Source organism: Streptomyces sp. NPDC029041, assembly GCF_040637515.1.
GTDB lineage: Bacteria > Actinomycetota > Actinomycetes > Streptomycetales > Streptomycetaceae > Streptomyces.
On sequence record NZ_JBEZWO010000015.1, the window covers coordinates 1 to 21462 of the forward strand.

Below are 21462 nucleotides of genomic sequence, written 5' to 3' on the forward strand. Positions count from 1 at the left end.
AGGGGGGGGGGGGGCGCGGGCGGGCCCCCCCCCGGGGCCCCCCGCGCGCGGTGGCGCCGGGCCCCCCGCGGCGCCAACGCGCCGCCCGGCCACCGCGGAGGGCCGCCCCCCCGCGGGGGGCGGGCGGGGCCGGGGGGGGGCCCCGCAGCGGTGACGCTGCGGGCCCTCCGGCATGTGGTCCGTCTCAGACCTCGTCGCGGCGGAGCGAGGGCTTGAGTTCCTTCAGCCGGCCGAGCAGGCCGTTCACGAACGAGGGCGACTCGTCCGTGGAGAACTCCTTCGCCAGCTGCACCATCTCGTCGAGGACGACGGCGTCCGGCGTCGCGTCGACCCAGATCAGCTCGTAGGCGCCGAGCCGCAGGATGTTGCGGTCGACGACGGGCATCCGGTCGAGGGTCCAGCCGACGGAGTACTGCGCGATGAGCTCGTCGATGCGCTTCGCGTACTTCGCGTAGCCCTCGACCAGCTCCATCGTGTACTCGCTGACCGGCGGCTGCCGGGTGTCCGACCGGGACAGCCGGACCCAGTCCGCGAGGACGGTCAGCACCTCGGCGCCGCGCTGGTCTGCCTCGAAGAGGATCTGGAAGGCGCGCTTTCGGGCCGTGTTGCGGGCAGCCACGGTTAGCTGTTCACCCGGCCGAGGTAGTCGCTGGTGCGGGTGTCGACCTTGATCTTCTCACCGGTGGTGATGAAGAGGGGCACGTTGATCTGGTGGCCGGTCTCCAGGATGGCGGGCTTGGTGCCGCCGGTGGAGCGGTCGCCCTGGACGCCCGGCTCGGTCTCCTGGATGACGAGCTCGACGGCGGCGGGCAGCTCCACGAAGAGCACCTCGCCCTCGTGCTGCGCGACGGTGGCGGTGAAGCCCTCGATCAGGAAGTTCGCGGCGTCGCCGACGGCCTTCTTGTCGACGTGGAGCTGGTCGTAGGTCTCCATGTCCATGAAGACGAAGTACTCGCCGTCCATGTAGGAGAACTGCATGTCGCGCTTGTCGACGGTGGCCGTTTCGACCTTGACGCCGGCGTTGAAGGTCTTGTCGACGACCTTGCCGGAGAGCACGTTCTTGAGCTTGGTGCGCACGAAGGCCGGGCCCTTGCCGGGCTTGACGTGCTGGAACTCGACGACGGACCAGAGCTGGCCGCCTTCGAGCTTGAGCACCATGCCGTTCTTGAGGTCGTTCGTGGAAGCCACGGTTGCGGAATCTCCTGGACTGACGTACGACCCCGGGGCACGCACCTGCCTGGCTACAGGGCGAGCAGCTCCTTGGTCGTGATGGTGAGTAGCTCGGGTCCGCCGTCCGCCTCGGGGCGGACGACGAGCGTGTCATCGATCCGGACACCGCCCCGGCCCGGGAGGTGGACTCCCGGTTCGACGGTGACTGGCACGCAAGCGTCCAGTTTACCCATGGCCGCGGGACTCAATTGAGGGTCCTCGTCGATTTCGAGCCCTACACCGTGTCCGGTCAGGACTGTGAGGCCTTCCGTGTACCCCGCGGAGTCCAGGACCTGGCGGGCGGCGCGGTCGACGTCCCGGCAGGCGGCGCCGGGTACCAGGCTCTCACGCCCGGCCCGCTGGGCTGCGAAGACCAGGTCGTACAGCTCGATCTGCCAGTCCGCGGGAGCGGTGCCGATGACGAACGTGCGGCCGATCTCGCAGCGGTAGCCGCGGTACGTCGCGCCGAGGCACACGGAGAGGAAGTCGCCCTCCTCGACGCGGCGGTCGGTGGGCCGGTGTCCGGGCCGGCCGGAGTTCGGGCCGGTGGCGACAGAGGTCGGGAAGGCCGGCCCGTCCGCCCCGTGGTCCACGAGCCGCCGCTCCAGTTCCAGGGCGAGGTGGCGCTCGGTCCGGCCGACGAGGATCGACTCCAGCAGCTCACCGAGGGCCTGGTCGGCGATCTCGGCGCCGATGCGCAGACAGGAGATCTCCTCCTCGTCCTTGACGACCCTGAGCTGCTCCACCGCGCTGCCCAGGCCCGCCAGGCGCAGCCCGGGGGCGACCGAGCCGAGGGCGCGGTGCCGGGCCACGGTGAGGTGGTGCTCCTCCACGGCGAGGGAGTCGGCGCCTTGGCCCACGGCGAGGCGTGCCGCCGCGACGGCCGGGTCACCGCCGCCGACTCCGGGCAGGGTGTGGACCCGCAGGGCCTCGTCGGGACGCTCCTGGGTGGGGCGGTCGGCCGTCGGCCCGGCACAGACCAGGAGGTCCTGCTCCTCGGTCCTGCCCAGCAGCAGAACGGCGCCGTGCGGGGCGGCGCCCGCGAGATAGCGCACGTTGGCGGGGCGGGAGACCAGCGCCGCCGCGCTGCCGCCCGCGTTGCAGTATTCCCTCAGACGCGTCCGGCGGGCCGCGTACACCTCTGACATGACCCGAGCGTATGAGCTCCGCCGGTTTCGTGCCGGTTGAGGGCGTCTGAGTGGGCGGTGGCGGATGTGTCCGGGTGGGTGGGGTGCTGTGCGGGAGGGGTCGTGCCGCGCGGGGTTGTGTGCCGTCCGCGGGGGTGTGGGGGCTTGCCGCGCAGTTCCCCGCGCCCCCTTACGGCGCACCCTTGTGTGCCGTCCGCGGCTTTGTGGGGACTTGCCGCGCAGTTCCCCGCGCCCCCTTACGGGCGCACCCTTGTGTGCCGTCCGCGGCTTTGTGGGGACTTGTCGCGCAGTTCCCCGCGCCCCTACGGGGCGCTGCTCACCAGGGGGGTGGGCTGGCGATGGAGCGGGCCAGGACGTCGTCCAGGACGCGCGCCGTGTCCGGGACGTCCAGCTGGGAGTTGTCGATGATCGGCAGGCCGGATCCGTACCAGCCGGCCATGCGGCCGTGGATGCGGGCGACCTCTTCGTCCGACAGCCGCCGGTTGCCCGAGCGCTCCGCGTTGCGTTCGAGGACGACGTCCAGCCCGGGCAGGAGGACGACCGGCAGCAGGCCCGGTCCGACGTGGCGCTTCCAGCCGCCGAGGCCGACGACCGGACGGTCGGGGAAGACCGCGTCGTCGAGGATGCACGAGATGCCGTTGGCCAGGAAGTTCCGCGCGGCGAAGCCGCAGGTGCGGCGGGCCAGGCGGTACTGCGCCTCGGAGTTGTCGTTCCACCCGGACTGGGGGTCGGCGAAGCCGGAGCGGACCCACTCGCGTACGTCGTCGAGGCTGATGTGGGCCGTGGGGACCCGGCGGTGGTCCGCCCAGTACTTGGCGACGCTGGTCTTGCCCGCACCCGCGGGGCCGATGAGCAGCACCGCGAGTGTCGTGCCGGCGGGGTCGGGAACCGTCGCGGCGGGCGGGGCCATGGGCATGGCGACGGGGCCGCCGGGCGGCAGCGGTACATGACCGGTGGTATCCGGCGCCGACGGGGCGGAAGCGGGGGCCGGTCCGGGCGGGGGCGCCGGATATCCCGGCGCCGGGGGCGGCGGGGGTGCGGGCACCGAGCCCTGGTGGGCGCCCGCGTTCGGCGGGACCGGGTGATGTGCGGCCGGCGACCAGCCCGTGGCCGGTCCGTGCCCCGGCTGATGGGGCGGCGGCAGCGGAGAACCCACTGCGTGCTGCATCCGGTGCCACTCCGTCTCGTACAGGCGATGGGCGCTGACAGGGGGCGGAATCCCCCTGCTACCGAACGGTACCGCCCCCGGTCGTCGATGTGTGAACGGCCGGGGGCGGCCCGAAGTGCCCAATCCCGCAAGGTGAATTCGGGCGGAAGGCGCGCCGGAGGACTTACTGCCCGACTTCGCCGTACGCGGCGAGCAGCACGGCCGGGTCGGGCCCCTCCAGGACGGTGGGCTTGGCCAGCCCGTCGAGGACGATGAAGCGCAGCAGGTTGCCGCGGGACTTCTTGTCGACCTTCATGGTCTCCAGCAGCTTGGGCCACTGGTCGTACCGGTAGTGCAGGGGCAGTCCGACCGCTTCGAGGATCGTGCGGTGGCGGTCGGCCGTCGCGTCGTCCAGCCGGCCCGCCAGGCGTCCCAGTTCGGCGGCGAAGTGCATGCCGACCGAGACGGCCGCGCCGTGGCGCCACTTGTAGCGCTCGTTCTTCTCGATGGCGTGGCCGAGCGTGTGCCCGTAGTTGAGGATCTCCCGCAGGCCCGACTCCTTCAGGTCCGACGACACGACGTCGGCCTTGACCCGGATGGAGCGCTCGATGAGCTCGGCGGTGTGCGGGCCGGCCGGGGTGCGGGCCGCCTCGGGGTCGGACTCGATGAGGTCCAGGATCACCGGGTCGGCGATGAAGCCGGCCTTGATGACCTCGGCGAGGCCGGAGACGTAGTCGTTGACCGGCAGGGAGTCCAGCGCGGACAGGTCGCAGAGCACGCCGGCGGGCGGGTGGAATGCGCCGACGAGGTTCTTGCCCTCGGCGGTGTTGATGCCGGTCTTGCCGCCGACGGCCGCGTCCACCATGGCGAGCACGGTCGTGGGGATCGCGATCCAGCGCACTCCGCGCAGCCAGGTGGCGGCCACGAACCCGGCGAGGTCCGTGGTCGCGCCGCCGCCGACGCCGACGACGACGTCCGTGCGCGTGAACCCGGACTGGCCGAGCGCCTTCCAGCAGTAGGCGGCGACCTCGGCGGTCTTGGCCTCCTCCGCGTTGGGCACCTGGATGGCGATGGCCTCGTAGCCCTGCTCGGCCAGGTCGGCGCGCAGCGCGTCACCGGTCTCGGCCAGCGCCTCGGGGTGGAGGATCGCGACCCGCTGGGCCTTCTCGCCGATCAGCCCGCCGAGTTCGCCCAGCAACTGCCGGCCCACCAGGACCTCGTACGGGTCGGTGCCCGCCGTGCCGCCGACCTGGATCCGGGTGACTGCCTCGCTCATGCTTCCTTCAACTCCAGTGCGTCCAAGGCGGCTTCGGTGACCTCTTCGGGCGTCCGGCCGTCGGTGGCGACCACGGCCGTGGCGACCTCTTCGTACAGGTGGCGGCGGGCCTCCATCAGCTCCCGCCACTGCTTGCGCGGGTTGACCGCGAGCAGGGGGCGGGCCGCGTTGAGGCCGGTGCGCTTGACCGCCTCCTCGACGTCCATCGACAGGTACGCCACCCGCTGCCCGGCGAGCAGAGCGCGCGTGTCGGCGTCGAGGATCGCGCCGCCGCCCAGGGCCAGGACGCCGTCGTGCTCGGCGAGCGCCCGGTGCACGGCGGCCTTCTCGATCGCGCGGAAGGCGGGCTCGCCCTCGTCCACGAAGATCTCGGCGACGGTCCGGCCCTGCTCGGCGACGATGTCGTCGTCGGTGTCCCGGTAGGAGGCGCCGAGCCGCTCGGCCAGCAGCTGCCCCACGGTGGACTTGCCCACGCCCATCGGGCCGACCAGGACGACCAGCGGGCCGCTCATCGGATGGCGAGGTTGTCGAGGTACGACGTCACGTTGCGGCGGGTCTCGGCCACCGAGTCGCCGCCGAACTTCTCCGCGACCGCGTCCGCGAGCACCAGGGCCACCATGGCCTCGGCGACGATGCCGGCGGCCGGGACCGCGGAGACGTCGGAGCGCTGGTGGTGGGCCTGCGCCGCCTCGCCGGTGGTGACGTCCACGGTCTGCAGGGCGCGCGGCACGGTCGCGATCGGCTTCATCGCGGCGCGGACGCGCAGCAGCTCACCGGTGGTCAGACCGCCCTCGGTGCCGCCGGAGCGGCCGGTGGTGCGCCGGATGCCGTCGTCGGTCCTGACGATCTCGTCGTGCGCCTTGGAGCCGGGCACCCGCGCCAGCTCGAAACCGTCGCCGATCTCGACGCCCTTGATCGCCTGGATGCCCATGAGGGCACCGGCGAGCCGGGCGTCCAGCTTGCGGTCCCAGTGCACGTGCGAACCGAGGCCGACGGGCACGCCGTACGCGAGGATCTCGACCACACCGCCGAGGGTGTCGCCGTCCTTGTGGGCCTGGTCGATCTCGGCGACCATCGCCTTCGAGGCGTCCGCGTCCAGGCAGCGCACGGGGTCAGCGTCCAGCTTCTCGACGTCGGCGGGCGTCGGGTACACGCCCTTGGGCGCCTTCGCCGCCGCCAGCTCCACCACGTGCGAGACGATCTCGACGCCGGTGGTCTCCTTCAGGTACGAGCGGGCCACCGCACCCAGGGCGACCCGGGCGGCGGTCTCACGGGCGGATGCGCGCTCCAGGATCGGCCGGGCCTCGTCGAAGCCGTACTTCTGCATGCCCGCGAGGTCGGCGTGGCCGGGGCGCGGCCGGGTCAGCGGGGCGTTGCGGGCGAGCCCGTCGAGGATCTCCGGGTCGACCGGGTCGGCGGCCATGACCTGTTCCCACTTCGGCCACTCGGTGTTGCCCACCATGATCGCGACCGGGGAGCCGAGGGTGAGGCCGTGCCGGACGCCGCCGAGGAAGGTGACCTCGTCACGCTCGAACTTCATCCGGGCACCGCGCCCATAGCCCAGGCGCCGCCTCGCGAGATGGTCCGCCACCATGTCCGTGGTGATCGGCACGCCGGCGGGAAGGCCCTCCAGCGTCGCGACGAGTGCGGGACCGTGGGACTCCCCCGCGGTCAGCCAGCGCAACCTGCTCAACGGTGCTCCTCAGTGCTCGCGCTCTGGTACTGCCCTGCGTACGCGCCTCGTCGCGTACGGCGACGGCGTGACCGGGTGCGCGGCCCGGTCCACCGTCTCCGATCCTCCCACGCCGGGGCCCTTCGCCCGGCGGCCGGTCCATCAAGCGGACGCGTTCGCGGACGGGCCCTCGCCCTGACGCTGCGGTGGCGCGTACGCCCCGAGGAAGTCGGCACCGCTCGGCTGCCGCGCCTGCTGGACCTGCGGGGCGTAGGCCCCCAGGTGGTCGGCCCCGCTGCCCTGCTGTCCCGGCCGGGTCTGCTGCTGAGGCGCGTACTGCCCCAGGTGGTCCGCGCCGCGCCCCTGCCCGTACCGGGCGGCGGCGTGCACCGGCTGACCGTTCCGGAGGGCACGCCGGTAGGCGATCTTGCGTTTGATCTTGACGACCCAGGACGCCACGACGGCGAGCACGATGAGAGCGAGCACCGTGATCTGCACCCAGTCGGGCAGGAATCCCAGCAGGGACTCGAATATCTGGGACTTGACGGACGCCTGAGGCAGGCCTGTGGACATGACGGACGTTCCCCTCCCCCTGTTCCGCCCCCTGCGGAACCGAGAGCGGATCTTATCGGCCGGCGAGAGCGCGCTCGCCCGCTTTTCGCATGGCGTCCAGGGGCGCCGGTGCCCGCCCCGTCATCTGCTCGACCTGGAGCACTGCCTGGTGCACCAGCAGGTCGAGACCGCTGACGACGGCACCGCCGTACCCCGACCAGCGGGCGGCGAGGTCGGTCGGCCAGGGGTCGTACAGGACGTCGAAGAGGGCTGCCGGGCGCTCCGGAACGGACCGGGCGAGGGCGTCGGTGACTCCGGCCGGCGTGGTGCTGATCACCAGAGGGGCGCGCAGGGCCTGCTCGGCGTCCGCCCAGTCCGCGATCCGGACGGCGACGTCGAGGCGCTCCGCCCACTGCCGCATCTCGGCGGCCCGGGCCTCGCTGCGCACGTACACGGCGATCTCGCCCGGGCAGATCCGGGACAGGGCGGCCAGCGCGGAGGAGGCGGTGGCGCCGGCGCCGAGGATGGCGGCGGAGTCGACCTGCTCGATGCCGTGCTCGCGCAGCGCTGCGACGATGCCGGGGATGTCGGTGTTGTCGCCGATACGGCGGCCGTCCTCGGTGAACACGACGGTGTTGACCGCCTCCACCGACGCGGCAGTTTCGCTGACCTCGTCCAGCAGGGGGATGACGGCCCGCTTCAACGGCATGGTCAGCGAGAGCCCGGCCCACTCGGGCCCGAGCTTCTCGATGAAGCCCGGCAGCTTCGCCTCGTCGATCTCGAAGCGGTCGTACGACCAGTCGCTCAGACCCAGTTCCGCATACGCCGCGCGGTGCAGTACCGGGGAGAGGGAGTGGGCGATGGGGCTGCCGAGCACTCCGGCACGGCGGGCGTCAGTTGCCCGAGCTGGCATCGAACTTTTCCTTCAACTTCAGGAACTGCGCATGGGTCTTGGCGAACTCGGTCTTGCTCACACCATCAGTCGCCACGAAGTAGATCCAACCGTCCTTCGTGGGGTTCAGAGCCGCCTGCAACGCGACGTCCCCGGGATTCCCGATCGGGCCCGGCGGCAGGCCCTTGTTGGTGTACGTGTTGTACGGGTCCTTGTTGCTGTTGATCTCGGACTCGCTGATGTGAATGTTGCTCTCGTTCTTCAGGTAGTTGAAGGTCGAGTCGAACTGGAGCAGTTGGTTGGTCTCCGTGTTGGTCGGCTTGAGGCGGTTGTAGACCACCTCGGCCATCTTCCGGAAGTCATCGTGCGTCTTGCCCTCGGCCTGAACGAGACTCGCGACGGTGACCAGCTGCCACGGGTTCTCGAGTCCGAGGCTCTCGGCCTTCTTCTCGACGCCGGCCTTCTCGTACGTCGCGGTGGCGCGAGCCACCATCTGCTTGAGCACGGCCTCGGGCTTCTGCCCCTTGCTGACGCCGTAGCTCGACGGATAGAGGAATCCTTCCAGCGGATCCTTGACCTTCGGATGATTCAGCGCCCAGGCAGGCAGGCCGAGCTTCTTGTAGTCCTTCTCGGCGACCGCCGCCGTGGTGCCGTCCTTGACCTTGAGGCGCTTGTCGATGAGCCGGTAGATGTCGGCGTTGCGCTTGCCCTCCGCGATGATCAGGTTGTCGCGGCTCTTGGGGCTGAGCATCAACTCGACCGCGCTCTCGGCGGACATTTGCTTCTGCAGCGTGTACACGCCGTCCTGGATGCCCTTGCCGTCCGGGTTGCTCTGCTGGGCCGCGACGAACGCGTCGACGCTCTTGACGACCCCCGCGTCCTTCAGCACCTGGCCGATCTTGTACCCGAGGGCGCCCTCGGGGATCTCGACCGTCACCTGCTGCCCGTTCCCCCCACCCGCGAAGTCCGGGGCGTCGCCGAAGCGATCCTGGTAGAACTGGTAGCCGAAGTAACTGACGCCTGCCAGGCCGCCGCCGAGGATCACGGCGACCAGCAGGCAGGCCATGCCGTTGCGGCGCTTCTTCGGTTTGCCGCCGCCGCGTCCCCGCTTGTCGTCGCGACCGCGACGTCCCTCCGGCTCCGCGCCGTCGTCATCGTCGTCCCCGCCCGCGAAGAAGGCGTGTTCGCCCTGGTCCGGGCCTGGGTCCCACTCCGGCTCGGGGGCGGGTTCGGCCGCACGCCGGCCGGACGGCTCCGCGGGTGGATACGTCTCAGGCGGGTCGTAGTAGTCCTGCTGGCCCCCGCCGTACGCATCGGCCTGCTGCCCGTACGGATCCTGCGGATCACCCGGGTACGAGGCCTGCTGGTGAGGGTCGTTGGCCCAGCCGCCGGTGTCGTACTGCTGCTGGTGGTAGCCCTGGGGCTGGTGCTGTCCGGGGTCGTGCTGGCCGGGGTACTGCTGGTGCCCGTGGGCCTGTGCCGCGTACTGCTGGTCGTACGGGTACTGCTGCTGCGCCTGACCGTATCCGGTCTGATCACCGGTGCCCCAGTCGCCGTACTGCGACTGCTGCGGCTGCTCTGGATAGGGCTGTGGCTGGCCGCCGTAGGGGGACTGCTGACCCTGGTGGGCCTGCTGCCCGCCCCATCCGCCGTCCCCGTACAACGGGTCCTCCGGATGCCACGGTTCGGAGCCTTGGCCCCGGCCATACTCAGTCATCGATCCCCTAGAGCCGCGAGGCGGCGGTCGCGCGGCTTCCGGCCCGGCTCCCGTCCCGCCTCTTGCTGTGCGGCGGCTGTTCGAACGCCGTCGCATCGCGCGGAACGTTACCGTATCGCGATCAGATGACCACTTCGACGCCTTCGCCGGGTGCTTTACCTGACATCCGTTCGGATTCGAGGGCCTGTTGCAGAATGATCACGGCCGCTGCCTGGTCGATGACGGACCGGCCCTTCTTGGATTTCACGCCCGAGGCGCGCAGTCCCTGACTGGCCGTCACCGTCGTCATGCGTTCATCGACGAGTCTCACCGGAACCGGGGAGATCATGCGGGCCAGTTCCTGGGTGAAGCCCCGGACCTTGACCGCGGCCGGACCCTCGCCCCCCTTGAGGGAGCGCGGGAGCCCGACCACGACCTCCAAGGGCTCATACTCCTCGACGAGTTGCTTCAACCGCCGCTGAGCTGCGGGGATGTCACGCCCCGGGACCGTCTCCACCGGGGTGGCGAGGATCCCGTCGGGGTCGCACGAGGCGACCCCGATGCGGGCGTCCCCGACGTCGATCGCGAGTCGACGTCCTCTGCGCATGCTGTCCGACCCGTCTCTTACTTGGCCGTCTCGGTGACCAGGCGCTCGACGGCGTCCACGGCGTCACCGATGGCGGCCGGGTTCTGGCCTCCGCCCTGGGCGACGTCCGGCTTGCCGCCACCGCCGCCGCCGAGGGTCTTGGCGGCCGTGCGGACCAGGTCGCCGGCCTTCAGACCGCGCTCGCGGGCGGCCTCGTTGGTGGCGATGACCGTCAGCGGCTTACCGTTCGCCACTGTGAACAGGGCGACGACGGCGGCCCGTCCGCCCTGGATGCGTCCACGCACGTCGAGAACGAGCTTGCGGAGGTCGTCGGCGGTCGTGCCGTCCGGGACCTGACCGGTCACGACAGCAACGCCACGGACGTCCTTGGCGGACTCGGCGAGACCGGCGGCGGCCTGGAGGACCTTCTCGGCGCGGAACTTCTCGATCTCCTTCTCGGCGTCCTTCAGCTTGCCGAGCATGGCGGAGACCTTCTCCGGGAGCTCCTCCGGACGGCCCTTGATCAGTTCCTGGAGCTGGGCGACGACCGTGTGCTCACGGGCGAGGAAGTTGTAGGCGTCCACACCGACCAGGGCCTCGATCCGGCGCACACCGGAGCCGATGGAGGACTCGCCGAGCAGCTTCACCAGGCCCAGCTGGGCGGTGTTGTGCACGTGGGTACCGCCGCACAGCTCCTTGGAGAAGTCGCCGATGGTCACCACGCGGACGCGCTCGCCGTACTTCTCGCCGAACTCGGCGATGGCGCCCTGCTTCTTGGCCTCCTCGATGCCCATGACGTCGGCACGGACGTCGAGGTCGCGGGCGAGCACCTCGTTGATCTTCTGCTCGACGTCGGTCATCACGGCCGTCGGGACGGCGGACGGGGAGCCGAAGTCGAAGCGGAAGCGGCCGGGCTGGTTCTCGGAACCGGCCTGGGCGGCCGTCGGGCCGAGGGCGTCGCGCAGGGCCTGGTGCGTCAGGTGGGTGGCCGAGTGGGCGCGGGCGATGGCCTTGCGGCGGCGGTCGTCGATCGAGGCGTGGGCCTTGGCCCCGACGGTGACCTCGCCGACCTGGACGACGCCCTTGTGGACGTACACGCCCGGCACCGGCTTCTGGCAGTCGCGGATCTCGATGACGGCACCGGTGTCGACCTTGATCCGGCCGGTGTCGCCGATCTGGCCGCCGCCCTCGGCGTAGAAGGGGGTGCGGTCCAGGACGATCTCGACCTCGTCGCCCTCGGTGGCGGCCGGGGAGGAGGCACCGTCGACCAGGATGCCGACGATCGTGGACTCGCTCTCGGTGTCGGTGTAGCCGATGAAGTCGGTGGCACCGGCCTGGTCGGCGATCTCGCGGTAGGCGCCGGCGCCGGCGTGCCCGGTCTTCTTGGCCTGGGCGTCGGCCTTGGCGCGCTCCCGCTGCTCCTTCATCAGGCGCCGGAAGCCGTCCTCGTCCACGGACAGGCCCTGCTCGGCGGCCATCTCCAGGGTGAGGTCGATCGGGAAGCCCCAGGTGTCGTGGAGCAGGAAGGCCTTGTCGCCGGGCAGGACGGTGCCGCCGGCGGCCTTGGTGTCCGTGACGGCCGTGTCGAGGATGTTGGTGCCGGCCTTCAGCGTCTTGAGGAAGGCGTTCTCCTCGGCGAGGGCGACCTTCTCGATGCGCTCGCGGTCGGTGATGAGCTCGGGGTACTGCTGGCCCATCATGCCGATCACGGTGTCGATCAGGTCCTTGACGACCGGGCCGGTGGCGCCGAGCAGGCGCATGTTGCGGATGGCGCGGCGCATGATGCGGCGCAGGACGTAGCCGCGGCCCTCGTTGCCGGGGGTGACACCGTCGCCGATGAGCATGACGGAGGTGCGCATGTGGTCGGTGACCACGCGCAGGGAGACGTCCGAGTCGTGGGCGTCGCCGTAGCGGACGCCGGTCAGCTCGGTGGCCTTGTCGATGACGGCCATCGAGGTGTCGATCTCGTACATGTTCTGCACGCCCTGCAGAATCATGGCGAGGCGCTCGAGACCGAGGCCGGTGTCGATGTTCTTGCTGGGCAGGTCTCCGAGGATCGGGTAGTCCTTGCCCGGGCCCTCACCCCGCTCGTACTGCATGAAGACGAGGTTCCAGATCTCCACGTACCGCTCGTCGTTGACGGCGGGGCCGCCCTCGACGCCGAACTCGGGGCCGCGGTCGTAGTTGATCTCGGAGCAGGGGCCGCAGGGGCCGGGGACGCCCATGTCCCAGTAGTTGTCCTTCTTGCCCAGGCGCTGGATGCGCTCCTTCGGCACGCCGACGACCTCGTGCCAGATGCGCTCGGCCTCGTCGTCGTCCTTGTAGACGGTGATCCACAGGCGCTCGGGGTCGAGGCCGTAACCGCCCTTGTCCTGGGGGCTGGTGAGCAGCTCCCAGGCGTGCTTGATGGCGCCTTCCTTGAAGTAGTCGCCGAAGGAGAAGTTGCCGCACATCTGGAAGAACGTGCCGTGCCGGGTGGTCTTGCCGACCTCCTCGATGTCCGGCGTGCGCACGCACTTCTGGACGCTGGTGGCGCGGGCGAAGGGCGGCTTGACCTCACCCAGGAAGTAGGGCTTGAAGGGCACCATGCCGGCCGGGACGAGGAGCAGAGTCGGGTCGTCCGCGATGAGCGACGCCGAAGGGACGACGGTGTGACCGCGCTCCTCGAAGAAGCTCAACCAGCGGCGGCGAATCTCAGCCGACTCCATCAGTGGTCCTCATTCCGGTTGTACGAGTACGTCGTCCAGTCGCCGTCGACGGACTTCGGGTTGCTGCGGTTCTCGATGGCGGCGTAGCGCCGGGGGCCGGGAAGTTCGGGGTTCTCGTTGATCCCGAGGGCGTCGCCCAACTCGGCCTCCCGCACGGCCATGTTGTCCCGGACGTCGAGCGCGAAGCCCACCGCGCGGTCCTTGATGCGGTGACCGGCCTCGATCGCCTTGTTCCCGGCGGTTCTGGCAAGGCTTTCGGGGGTCAGCTGCTTCAGCTTGCGATTGACCTTGGTGGTGGCCCACACACCGGCGGCGACGCCCGTGGTGAACCAGAAGGTACGGCGGAACATCGCTGGCTCTCAGTCCCTCTTGTCTCGGGCGCTGCGCCGGTTGACCGTGCGGCCCACGATCACGGTACGCCTGGACGCCTTGGCGGGCACGTCCTCCTTGCCGCCGCCGAGGGCCCGGCGCACGCCGTAACCGAAGGCCGCGACCTTGACCAGGGGGCCGCCGAAGGTGGAGGCGACGGTGGTCGACAGCGCGGAGGCGTTCGACGTGACCTCCTGGACGTCGGAGGCGATCGAGTCGACCCGGTCGATCTGGGTCTGCGCGGAGCGCACCGCCGCGGAGGCGTCTGCCAGCAGCGGGACGGCCTGGTCGGTCACGTCCGCCACGAGCTTGGTGGTCGCCTTGAGCGTCTGGGCCACCCTCGCCAGCGCGACGGCGAGGAAGGAGACCAGGATCGCCCAGAAGACGGCCACCAGGATCCCGGCAACCTCTCCACCGGACACTGTGTGCACCCGCTCCCTGAAAACGTGCCTGAACATCGAAAAAGTCGTGCGACGAGCCTATCGCGCCGGGGGTGGCGCTCCGTACCGGATTACCCTCCGGCCCCGGGGTGATCGCGAAAGCCCGCCGCCTCGCCCGCCCACAGGGGCGGGGAGACGGCGGGCCGGGGTACCGCGTGCCTGCCGTGGATCAGCGGGCGTAGTACTCGACGACGAGCTGCTCGTCGCAGATCACCGGGATCTCCTTGCGGTTCGGCTCACGGTCCAGGCGGAACGCCAGGGCCTTGAGGTTCACCTGGAGGTAGCGCGGGGTCTCACCGTCGGGGGCGAAGCCACCCTCACGAGCGATCGTGAAGAGGGTCTTCTCCTTGGAGCGCTCGCGGACCTGCACGACGTCGTCCGGGCGGACACGGAAGGAGGGCTTGTCGACCTTCTTGCCGTTGACCGCGATGTGGCCGTGGACGACCATCTGGCGGGCCTGGTAGATCGTGCGGGCGATGCCCGAACGCAGGACCAGGGCGTCGAGACGGCGCTCCAGCTCGATGATCAGGGCCTCACCGGTCTTGCCCTGGACCTTGGAGGCACGCTCGTAGGCGCGGACGAGCTGACGCTCGGACACGTCGTACTGCGCGCGCAGACGCTGCTTCTCGAGCAGACGGACCTTGTAGTCCGAGTTCTGCTTGCGGCCGCGGCCGTGCTCACCCGGGGGGTAGGGACGGGCCTCGAAGTACTTGACGGCCTTCGGGGTCAGCGCGATGCCGAGGGCACGCGACTTCTTGACCTTGGGGCGGGACTGGTTCGCCACTGTTTTTCGCTTTCGTTGGATCGGCTTGTCAGGGTTGTGGGAGGTCGCATCCGCAGCCGGGGAAACCCGCCTGGAACCCTGTCGGGCCCGGGTGGGCAGCCGCTCCCTGGTCTGGGCACATACGTGCAGCACGCGAGTGGCCCACCGGCCGGTCCCGTCCCAGGACGGGGGGTGGTGGGCTGCCCGCGACACCGTTCGACGGTGCGCGACGCTCCTGGAGCCGGTCCCGGGGGACCGGAGCTCCGGCCGGCCGTCCCGTTCTGACTGCACGGGACGCGGCACTCCGGACGAGTTTACAGGGTGCTCAGGACCGCTTTCGACCGAGGTTCTTCCGGGTCCACTCCACCGCGTCCGCGTAGCGGGCCTCCGCGCCGTGCCGGGTCGGCTCGTAGTACTCGCGGTTCTTCAGCTCGTCCGGGGCGTACTGCTGGGCCGCGATGCCCTCGGGCAGGTCGTGCGGGTAGACGTAGCCCTGGCCGTGGCCGAGCTTGGTCGCGCCCTTGTAGTGACTGTCCCGCAGGTGGGCGGGCACGGGTCCGGCGTGGCCCTTGCGGACGTCCTCCAGGGCGGCGCCGATCGCGGTGGTCGCGGCGTTGGACTTGGGCGCCAAGGCGAGGGCGATGGTGGCGTGGCTGAGGGTGAGGGCGGCCTCGGGGAAGCCGATCATGGCGACGGCCTGGGCGGCGGCGACCGCCGTCTGCAGGGCGGTCGGGTCGGCCAGGCCGATGTCCTCGCTGGCGGAGATCATCAGGCGCCGGGCGATGAAGCGGGGGTCCTCGCCGGCCTCGATCATCCGGGCCAGGTAGTGCAGGGCCGCGTCGACGTCGGAGCCGCGGATGGACTTGATCAGGGCGCTGGCCACGTCGTAGTGCTGGTCGCCGTCGCGGTCGTACTTCACGGCGGCCCGGTCGACGGTCTCCTCCAGGGTCGTCAGGCCGATCTCCGCCTCGCCCTTGTCGAGGGCGGCCCCGGCGGCCGCCTCCAGGGCGGTCAGGGCGCGGCGGGCGTCGCCGCCGGCGATGCGCAGGAGGTGGCCCTCGGTCTCCTCGGGGAGGGTGACGGCGCCCTTGAGGCCCCGCTCGTCGGTGAGGGCGCGCCGGATGAGGGCCCTGATGTCGTCGTCCGTGAGCGGTTCGAGGGTGAGCAGCAGGGAGCGGGACAGCAGGGGGGAGATCACCGAGAAGTACGGGTTCTCCGTCGTCGCGGCGATGAGCGTCACCCAGCGGTTCTCGACGGCCGGGAGCAGTGAGTCCTGCTGGGCCTTGCTGAAGCGGTGGATCTCGTCGAGGAAGAGGACGGTCTCCTTGCCGTACCCGCCGGAGGCGCGGCGGGCGCCGTCGATGACCGCGCGGACCTCCTTGACGCCGGCGGTGATCGCCGAGAGCTCCACGAAGCGGGCGTCGGTCGCCTTGGACACGACGTAGGCCAGGGTGGTCTTGCCGGTGCCGGGCGGGCCCCACAGGAGCACCGAGGAGGGCCCGGCCGGGCCGGAGGCCTCTCCGACCAGTCTGCGCAGGGGTGAGCCCGGCTTCAGCAGGTGCTGCTGGCCCACGACCTCGTCGAGGGTGCGCGGGCGCATCCGCACCGCCAGGGGGCTGCTGGACGGCTCCTTCTCCTGGCGTTCTTCGGCTGCGGCGGTGAACAGGTCGGGCTCCACGTCAGAAACCCTAAATCACGGCACTGACAGTCCGGCCGGGCCCCGGAACCCGTGGCTCAGCTGAGCCAGAAGTCCCACCAGCGGGTCAGGATCAGCATGCCGATGATGCCGATGTGCAGCACGGGCATGACCCAGGTGAACTCGCCGAAGAAGCTCTTCAGCCAGGGCGGGGCGGGCAGGAAGCCCTTGCGGATGTTGAACGACGTCACGTACCAGAACATCAGGATCGTGGCGACCCAGGCCAGGCTGCACCACAGACACAGCGCGTTGATCCGGTACAGGGACTGGAACATCAGCCAGGCGCAGAAGACGACGCCGAAGAGGCAGCCCGCGTTGAAGGTGAGCCAGTACCAGCGCGGGAAGCGGGCGCGGGCGAGCAGTGCCATGCCGACGCCGATGACGATCCCGTAGCAGACGAGGCCGAGCATCGGGTTCGGGAAACCGAAGACCGCGGCCTGCTTGCTCTCCATGACGCTGCCGCAGGAGACCACGGGGTTGAGGCTGCACCCGGGCGTGAACGTCTTGCCCTCGACCTTGGCCTCGAGGATCTTGAACTTGTCGATCGTGATGACCCAGGCGGCGAGCAGCCCGGCCGCGCCGGTGATCACCAGCAGCAGGGCGAGGGCCCGGCTGCCGCCCTCCGCGCGGGGCGCGATCTCGGCGCGCTGCGGCTCGGGCTCCACGGAGACGTCCTTGACTGTCGTCTTGCTCATCACGCCGATTCCGTCACTTGAGACCTGAACACCTTCGGGCAGGGCCCATTGTGCCGCACAGGTGCCCGTCTCCACCGTTCAGTGGACATAAGGATGTCGGCCCGGTCGTCCCCGGGAGTGGTGTTCCGGCCAACGCTTGTCGCAGGACAGCACAGGCATACGAACTCGCCGCGAGGTGCACGACAGGGGAAGGCGCCGGGCCCCGGCGCCTTCCCCTCCACCGCGTCGACTCAGCCGAGCCGTGCCTCCAGCTCGGCCACGATCTCGTTCACGCCGACCGCCGTCTGCTCGCCGGACTCCATGTCCTTCAGCTGGACGACGCCCTCGGCGAGGTCGCGTTCGCCGGCGACGACCGTGTAGCGGGCGCCGCTGCGGTTGGCGTTCTTCATCGCGCCCTTGAGACCCTTGCCGCCGTAGGAGAAGTCGGCCGCGATGCCGTTCTTGCGCAGCTCGGTCACCTTGGCGAACAGGATCCGGCGGGCCTCCTCGCCGAGCGGGACGGCGAACACGCTGGTGGTCGCGGGCAGTTCGAGCTCGACGCCCTCCGCCTCCAGGGCGAGGACCGTGCGGTCGACACCGAGGGCCCAGCCGACGGACGGCAGCGCGGGGCCGCCGATCATCTCGGAGAGGCCGTCGTAGCGGCCGCCGCCGCCCACCGCGGACTGCGAACCGAGACCGTCGTGGACGAACTCGAAGGTGGTGCGGGTGTAGTAGTCCAGGCCGCGGACCAGCTTCGGGTCGTCCTCGAAGGAGACGCCCGCCGCCGTGATCAGCTCACGGACCTCCTCGTGGTAGGCCTTGCACGCGTCGCACAGGTAGTCGCGCAGCAGCGGCGCGTCCCCCAGCTGCTTCTGCACTGACTCGCGCTTGTCGTCCAGGACGCGCAGCGGGTTGATCTCCGCGCGGCGCAGGGTGTCCTCGTCCAGGTCCAGGCCCCGCAGGAACTCCTGCAGCGCCGACCGGTACACCGGGCGGCACTCCTGGTCGCCCAGGCTGTTGAGCAGGATCCGGAAGTTGCTCAGGCCCAGCGAGCGGTAGGCCTGGTCGGCCAGGATGATCAGCTCGGCGTCCAGCGCCGGGTCCTCCGCACCGATCGCCTCGGCGCCGACCTGGGAGAAGTGGCGGTAGCGGCCCTTCTGGGGGCGCTCGTAGCGGTAGTACGAGCCGGAGTACCAGAGCTTGACCGGGAGGTTGCCGGCCTTGTGCAGGTTGGCCTCCAGCGCGGCGCGCAGGACGGAGGCCGTGCCCTCGGGCCGCAGGGCGAGCCGGTCGCCGCCCTTGGTCTCGAAGGCGTACATCTCCTTGGTGACGATGTCGGTGGACTCGCCGACCCCGCGTGCGAAGAGCTCGACGTTCTCGAAGCCGGGCGTCTCGATGTAGCCGTAGCCGGAGTTGCGCAGCGGAGCGGCGATCGCCTCACGGACGGCGAGGTACTTCGCGCTGTCCGGCGGGATCAGGTCGTACGTGCCCTTGGGGGCCTTGAAGGTGCTCACGGAAGGTCTCGTCACATTCCTCGTCGGGGAGCCTGAGCGGGTCCCTGGCCGGCGGCCACCTGCCGCAGATACGGGTTGGTGGAACGCTCCTGGCCGATGGTCGTCTGGGGGCCGTGGCCGGACAGCACCACGGTCGAGTCGTCGAGCGGCAGGCACACGCGGGCCAGCGAGTCGAGCATCTCGGCCATGTCACCGCCTGGCAGGTCGGTGCGTCCGATGGAGCCGGCGAACAGCAGGTCACCCGAGAACAGAATGGGCGGGACGTCCGCCGCCTCGGGCATGCCGAAGGTCACCGACCCCTTGGTATGGCCGGGCGCGTGCGCGACGGACAGCTCCAGGCCCGCCAGCTCCAGCTTCGCCCCGTCGGCCAGCTCCTTGACGTCGTCCGGCTCCCCCACGGTCAGCTCGCCCAGCAGCGGCATGCCGATGGAACGGCCTATCCCCTTCTCGGGGTCGCTCATCATGTACCGGTCGTCGGGGTGGATCCAGGCCGGCACGTCGTGCGCGCCGCACACCGGGACGACCGAGGCCACGTGGTCGATGTGGCCGTGGGTGAGCACGACGGCGACGGGCTTGAGGCGATGCTTCCTGATCGCTTCCTCGACGCCGTCGGCGGCCTGATGGCCGGGGTCGATGATCACGCACTCCTCACCGGCGGCGGGGGCGACGAGGTAGCAGTTCGTCCCCCAGGCCCCGGCGGGGAACCCGGCAATGAGCACGATCGTCCTTCGTTGTGTCGATACGGGCGGCTACGGCTGCTCACAGAGCCTACCGGCGCTGCCGATTCCTCAGCGAACCCATATACGGTACGGGTCACACGCACGCGCTCGGCACACAGGACGCAGGCGTACCGGTCGACGTTCGAGACCCATGAGGAGAGAACCCGGTGGTCAGCCAGGAACAGCGGCGGCGTCAGCTCGCCCGGGAGAAGTTCTTGCGGCAGCAGCAGCGGCGCACGGAGGCGCGACGCAAGGCCCGTATCCGCAACTCCGTGATCGCCTCGGTTCTCGGCGTGGTCGTGGTGCTCTCGGTGACGGTCTTCCTGACCAAACCGTTCGAGGACGACGGCAAGAAGGAGAACGCGAACGCGGAGGTCACCCCGAGCGCCTCGCCCAGCAAGGCCCCGGACCCGTGCGAGAAGCCGGCTCCGGGCAAGGTCAAGTCGGAGACCTGGAAGAAGGAACCGGCGATGACCATCGACGAGTCGGCGAAGTACACGATGAAACTGGACACCACCTGCGGTGAGATAGACGTCGCGCTGAAGGCGTCGGCGGCGCCGCACACCGTCAACTCGTTCAACTTCCTGCTCGGCAAGGGCTATCTGGACCACAGCAAGTGCCACCGGCTCACGAACCAGGGCATCTACGTCCTGCAGTGCGGCGACCCGAAGGGCACCGGCATGGGCGGGCCGGGCTACACCATCCCGGACGAGAACCTCAAGGACAAGAGCCTCAAGGGCGGGATCTACCCGGCGGGTACGGTCGCGATGGCGAACCAGTACAACGCGCAGACGAAGCAGGGCCGCGACAGCGGCGGAAGCCAGTTCTTCCTCGTCTACCAGGACAGTCAGCTTCCCCCCGACTACACGCCGTTCGGTACGGTGTCGGAGGCGGGCATGAAGGTCCTGAAGAAGATCGCGGACGCCGGAGCGCAGGCCCCCGACCCCCAGACGGGCAATACGGCGCCGAACGCGACGGTCGTGATCAACAAGGCCACGATCACGAAATCCTGACCCCCCAACTGCGAAATTTCGGTCGCGCGGGATGCGGACAGGCCCCCCGCCGGTCGCCTATGTTGGCCGTGACGAAACTGTGGACGATGCCCGGGGGAGCTGAGGCCCCCCGCTGGCATCATGTGGAGGAGGCGCTGTGAGCAGCGACCCGTGGGGCCGCGTCGACGAGACGGGGACCGTGTACGTGCGTACGGCCGACGGCGAGCAGGTCGTCGGTTCCTGGCAGGCGGGCTCCCCCGAGGAGGCGCTGGCCTATTTCGAGCGCAAGTACGAGGGCCTGGTTGTCGAGATCGGCCTCCTCGAGAAGCGAGTGAAGACCACCGACCTGTCGGCGAAGGACGCCCAGGCGGCCATCGACCACATCCGGGAGCAGGTCGACGCGCACCACGTGGTGGGCGACCTGGACGCCCTGCGGGTCCGGCTGGACAAGCTCGTGGAGCTGGTGGAGGCGCGCCGCGAGGAGCGCAAGGCGCAGCGGGCGAAGCAGTCCGACGAGGCCCGCCACGCCAAGGAGGCGCTGGTCGCCGAGGCGGAGGAGCTGTCGCAGTCCGACCAGTGGCGGGCGGCCGGTGAGCGGCTGCGGGCCCTGGTGGACACCTGGAAGGGTCTGCCCCGCCTGGACCGCAAGTCCGACGACGAGCTGTGGCACCGGTTCTCGCACGCGCGGTCGGCGTTCTCCAAGCGGCGCAAGCAGCACTTCGCGCAGCTGGACGCGCAGCGCGAGGAGGCCCGCAAGACCAAGGAGCGGCTGGTCTCCGAGGCCGAGGCGCTGTCGAACTCGACGGACTGGGGCGCCACGGCGGCGCGCTACCGCGAGCTGATGTCCGAGTGGAAGGCCGCGGGCCGCGCCCAGCGCGAGCACGAGGACGACCTGTGGAACCGCTTCCGCGGCGCCCAGGACGTGTTCTTCGCGGCCCGCAGCTCGGTCTTCGCCGAGCGGGACGCCGAGCAGTCGGAGAACCTCAAGCTCAAGGAGGAGCTGGCCGAGGAGGCCGAGAAGCTCCTGCCGATCACGGACCTCAAGGCGGCCCGGGCCGCGTTCCGGAACGTGAACGAGCGCTGGGAGGCCATCGGCCACGTACCGCGCGACGCCCGGCCGAAGGTCGAGGGCCGGATGCACGCGGTCGAGCGGGCCATCCAGGAGGCCGAGGAGGCCGAGTGGCGCCGGACGAACCCGGAGGCACGCGCGCGTGCCGCGGGCCTGACCGGGCAGCTGCAGGCCGCCGTGGACAAGCTGCGGGGCCAGATCGAACAGGCCCGGGCCCAGGGCAACAACGCCAAGGCCGACAAGCTCCAGCGTGAGCTCGACGGCCGGCAGGCGCTGCTGGACCAGGCGCAGAAGGGCCTGCAGGAGTTCGGAGGCTGAGCAGCCGACGCGAAGGGGGGCT

Annotated in this window: 21 protein-coding genes; 2 read left to right on the forward strand and 19 right to left on the reverse strand. The window is 70.5% G+C overall.

What is annotated here, in order from left to right; genetic code table 11:
• Nucleotides 1–184: 184 nt before the first annotated feature.
• The 19 genes from nusB to AB0F04_RS31495 form a co-directional block, all read right to left on the reverse strand.
• Nucleotides 185–619, reverse strand: coding sequence for a transcription antitermination factor NusB (nusB, locus tag AB0F04_RS31405; protein ID WP_362047701.1), 435 nt, complete (start codon nucleotides 617–619; stop codon nucleotides 185–187).
• Nucleotides 620–621: 2 nt separating this feature from the next.
• Entirely contained in the window at nucleotides 622–1188 is a 567-nt protein-coding gene (gene efp / locus AB0F04_RS31410) for an elongation factor P (RefSeq protein ID WP_030843148.1), read from the reverse strand.
• A gap of 53 nt (nucleotides 1189–1241) precedes the next feature.
• Complete coding sequence (locus tag AB0F04_RS31415; RefSeq protein ID WP_362047704.1) at nucleotides 1242–2357, reverse strand: aminopeptidase P family protein; 1116 nt, start codon at nucleotides 2355–2357, stop codon at nucleotides 1242–1244.
• 316 nt (nucleotides 2358–2673) lie between these two features.
• A complete protein-coding gene (locus tag AB0F04_RS31420; RefSeq protein WP_362047707.1) occupies nucleotides 2674–3525 on the reverse strand; it encodes a Pro-rich N-terminal domain-containing protein in 852 nt (283 codons plus the stop codon).
• A 163-nt stretch (nucleotides 3526–3688) separates the two neighbouring features.
• Entirely contained in the window at nucleotides 3689–4780 is a 1092-nt protein-coding gene (aroB, locus tag AB0F04_RS31425) for a 3-dehydroquinate synthase (RefSeq protein ID WP_362047710.1), read from the reverse strand.
• Nucleotides 4777–5292, reverse strand: a complete 516-nt coding sequence (locus AB0F04_RS31430) for a shikimate kinase (protein ID WP_362047713.1) — start codon at nucleotides 5290–5292, stop codon at nucleotides 4777–4779. The genes aroB and AB0F04_RS31430 overlap by 4 nt, the downstream gene beginning before the upstream one ends.
• Nucleotides 5289–6473 carry a chorismate synthase gene (aroC, locus tag AB0F04_RS31435; protein ID WP_362047716.1) on the reverse strand — a complete coding sequence of 395 codons (1185 nt, stop codon included), beginning with the start codon at nucleotides 6471–6473 and terminating at the stop codon, nucleotides 5289–5291. Before aroC ends, AB0F04_RS31430 begins: the two co-directional genes overlap by 4 nt.
• A 141-nt stretch (nucleotides 6474–6614) precedes the next feature.
• Nucleotides 6615–7025 carry a hypothetical protein gene (locus AB0F04_RS31440; RefSeq protein ID WP_362047719.1) on the reverse strand — a complete coding sequence of 137 codons (411 nt, stop codon included), beginning with the start codon at nucleotides 7023–7025 and terminating at the stop codon, nucleotides 6615–6617.
• Between the two features lie 52 nt (nucleotides 7026–7077).
• Nucleotides 7078–7917 carry a shikimate dehydrogenase gene (locus AB0F04_RS31445; protein WP_362047722.1) on the reverse strand — a complete coding sequence of 280 codons (840 nt, stop codon included), beginning with the start codon at nucleotides 7915–7917 and terminating at the stop codon, nucleotides 7078–7080.
• Entirely contained in the window at nucleotides 7898–9613 is a 1716-nt protein-coding gene (gene mltG / locus AB0F04_RS31450; RefSeq protein ID WP_362047725.1) for an endolytic transglycosylase MltG, read from the reverse strand. Before mltG ends, AB0F04_RS31445 begins: the two co-directional genes overlap by 20 nt.
• A gap of 121 nt (nucleotides 9614–9734) precedes the next feature.
• Nucleotides 9735–10199, reverse strand: a complete 465-nt coding sequence (ruvX, locus tag AB0F04_RS31455; RefSeq protein WP_104778784.1) for a Holliday junction resolvase RuvX — start codon at nucleotides 10197–10199, stop codon at nucleotides 9735–9737.
• Between the two features lie 17 nt (nucleotides 10200–10216).
• Nucleotides 10217–12886, reverse strand: a complete 2670-nt coding sequence (gene alaS / locus AB0F04_RS31460; RefSeq protein ID WP_362047729.1) for an alanine--tRNA ligase — start codon at nucleotides 12884–12886, stop codon at nucleotides 10217–10219.
• Nucleotides 12886–13236, reverse strand: coding sequence for a hypothetical protein (locus tag AB0F04_RS31465; RefSeq protein WP_053668305.1), 351 nt, complete (start codon nucleotides 13234–13236; stop codon nucleotides 12886–12888). The genes alaS and AB0F04_RS31465 overlap by 1 nt, the downstream gene beginning before the upstream one ends.
• Before the next feature lie 9 nt (nucleotides 13237–13245).
• Nucleotides 13246–13686, reverse strand: a complete 441-nt coding sequence (locus tag AB0F04_RS31470) for a DUF948 domain-containing protein (protein ID WP_053668304.1) — start codon at nucleotides 13684–13686, stop codon at nucleotides 13246–13248.
• A gap of 178 nt (nucleotides 13687–13864) precedes the next feature.
• Entirely contained in the window at nucleotides 13865–14479 is a 615-nt protein-coding gene (gene rpsD / locus AB0F04_RS31475) for a 30S ribosomal protein S4 (protein WP_010046470.1), read from the reverse strand.
• Between the two features lie 304 nt (nucleotides 14480–14783).
• Nucleotides 14784–16136, reverse strand: a complete 1353-nt coding sequence (locus tag AB0F04_RS31480) for a replication-associated recombination protein A (protein WP_362047734.1) — start codon at nucleotides 16134–16136, stop codon at nucleotides 14784–14786.
• A 56-nt stretch (nucleotides 16137–16192) separates the two neighbouring features.
• Nucleotides 16193–16849 (reverse strand): vitamin K epoxide reductase family protein, encoded by a 657-nt coding sequence (locus AB0F04_RS31485; RefSeq protein ID WP_362047737.1) that lies wholly within the window; start codon nucleotides 16847–16849, stop codon nucleotides 16193–16195.
• Between the two features lie 230 nt (nucleotides 16850–17079).
• Nucleotides 17080–18342 (reverse strand): histidine--tRNA ligase, encoded by a 1263-nt coding sequence (gene hisS, locus AB0F04_RS31490; protein WP_362047740.1) that lies wholly within the window; start codon nucleotides 18340–18342, stop codon nucleotides 17080–17082.
• Between the two features lie 11 nt (nucleotides 18343–18353).
• Entirely contained in the window at nucleotides 18354–19061 is a 708-nt protein-coding gene (locus AB0F04_RS31495) for an MBL fold metallo-hydrolase (RefSeq protein ID WP_362047743.1), read from the reverse strand.
• Nucleotides 19062–19228: 167 nt separating this feature from the next.
• On the opposite strand from AB0F04_RS31495, the gene AB0F04_RS31500 reads away from it, so the two are divergent.
• Both AB0F04_RS31500 and AB0F04_RS31505 read left to right on the forward strand, forming a co-directional pair.
• A complete protein-coding gene (locus tag AB0F04_RS31500; protein WP_362047746.1) occupies nucleotides 19229–20074 on the forward strand; it encodes a peptidylprolyl isomerase in 846 nt (281 codons plus the stop codon).
• Nucleotides 20075–20210: 136 nt separating this feature from the next.
• On the forward strand, nucleotides 20211–21440 hold the full coding sequence (locus AB0F04_RS31505; protein WP_362047749.1) for a DUF349 domain-containing protein: 1230 nt from the start codon (nucleotides 20211–20213) through the stop codon (nucleotides 21438–21440).
• The last annotated feature ends 22 nt before the right edge of the window (nucleotides 21441–21462 follow it).

Excerpts from the sequence above, each read along its gene's own strand:
- AB0F04_RS31415 (WP_362047704.1), bottom strand. The coding sequence starts at position 2,357 with ATGTCAGAGGTGTACGCGGCCCGCCGGACGCGTCTGAGGGAATACTGC.
- AB0F04_RS31420 (WP_362047707.1), bottom strand. The coding sequence starts at position 3,525 with ATGCAGCACGCAGTGGGTTCTCCGCTGCCGCCGCCCCATCAGCCGGGG.
- aroB (WP_362047710.1), bottom strand. The coding sequence starts at position 4,780 with ATGAGCGAGGCAGTCACCCGGATCCAGGTCGGCGGCACGGCGGGCACC.
- AB0F04_RS31430 (WP_362047713.1), bottom strand. The coding sequence starts at position 5,292 with ATGAGCGGCCCGCTGGTCGTCCTGGTCGGCCCGATGGGCGTGGGCAAG.
- AB0F04_RS31440 (WP_362047719.1), bottom strand. The coding sequence starts at position 7,025 with ATGTCCACAGGCCTGCCTCAGGCGTCCGTCAAGTCCCAGATATTCGAG.
- AB0F04_RS31445 (WP_362047722.1), bottom strand. The coding sequence starts at position 7,917 with ATGCCAGCTCGGGCAACTGACGCCCGCCGTGCCGGAGTGCTCGGCAGC.
- mltG (WP_362047725.1), bottom strand. The coding sequence starts at position 9,613 with ATGACTGAGTATGGCCGGGGCCAAGGCTCCGAACCGTGGCATCCGGAG.
- ruvX (WP_104778784.1), bottom strand. The coding sequence starts at position 10,199 with ATGCGCAGAGGACGTCGACTCGCGATCGACGTCGGGGACGCCCGCATC.
- alaS (WP_362047729.1), bottom strand. The coding sequence starts at position 12,886 with ATGGAGTCGGCTGAGATTCGCCGCCGCTGGTTGAGCTTCTTCGAGGAG.
- AB0F04_RS31465 (WP_053668305.1), bottom strand. The coding sequence starts at position 13,236 with ATGTTCCGCCGTACCTTCTGGTTCACCACGGGCGTCGCCGCCGGTGTG.
- AB0F04_RS31485 (WP_362047737.1), bottom strand. The coding sequence starts at position 16,849 with ATGAGCAAGACGACAGTCAAGGACGTCTCCGTGGAGCCCGAGCCGCAG.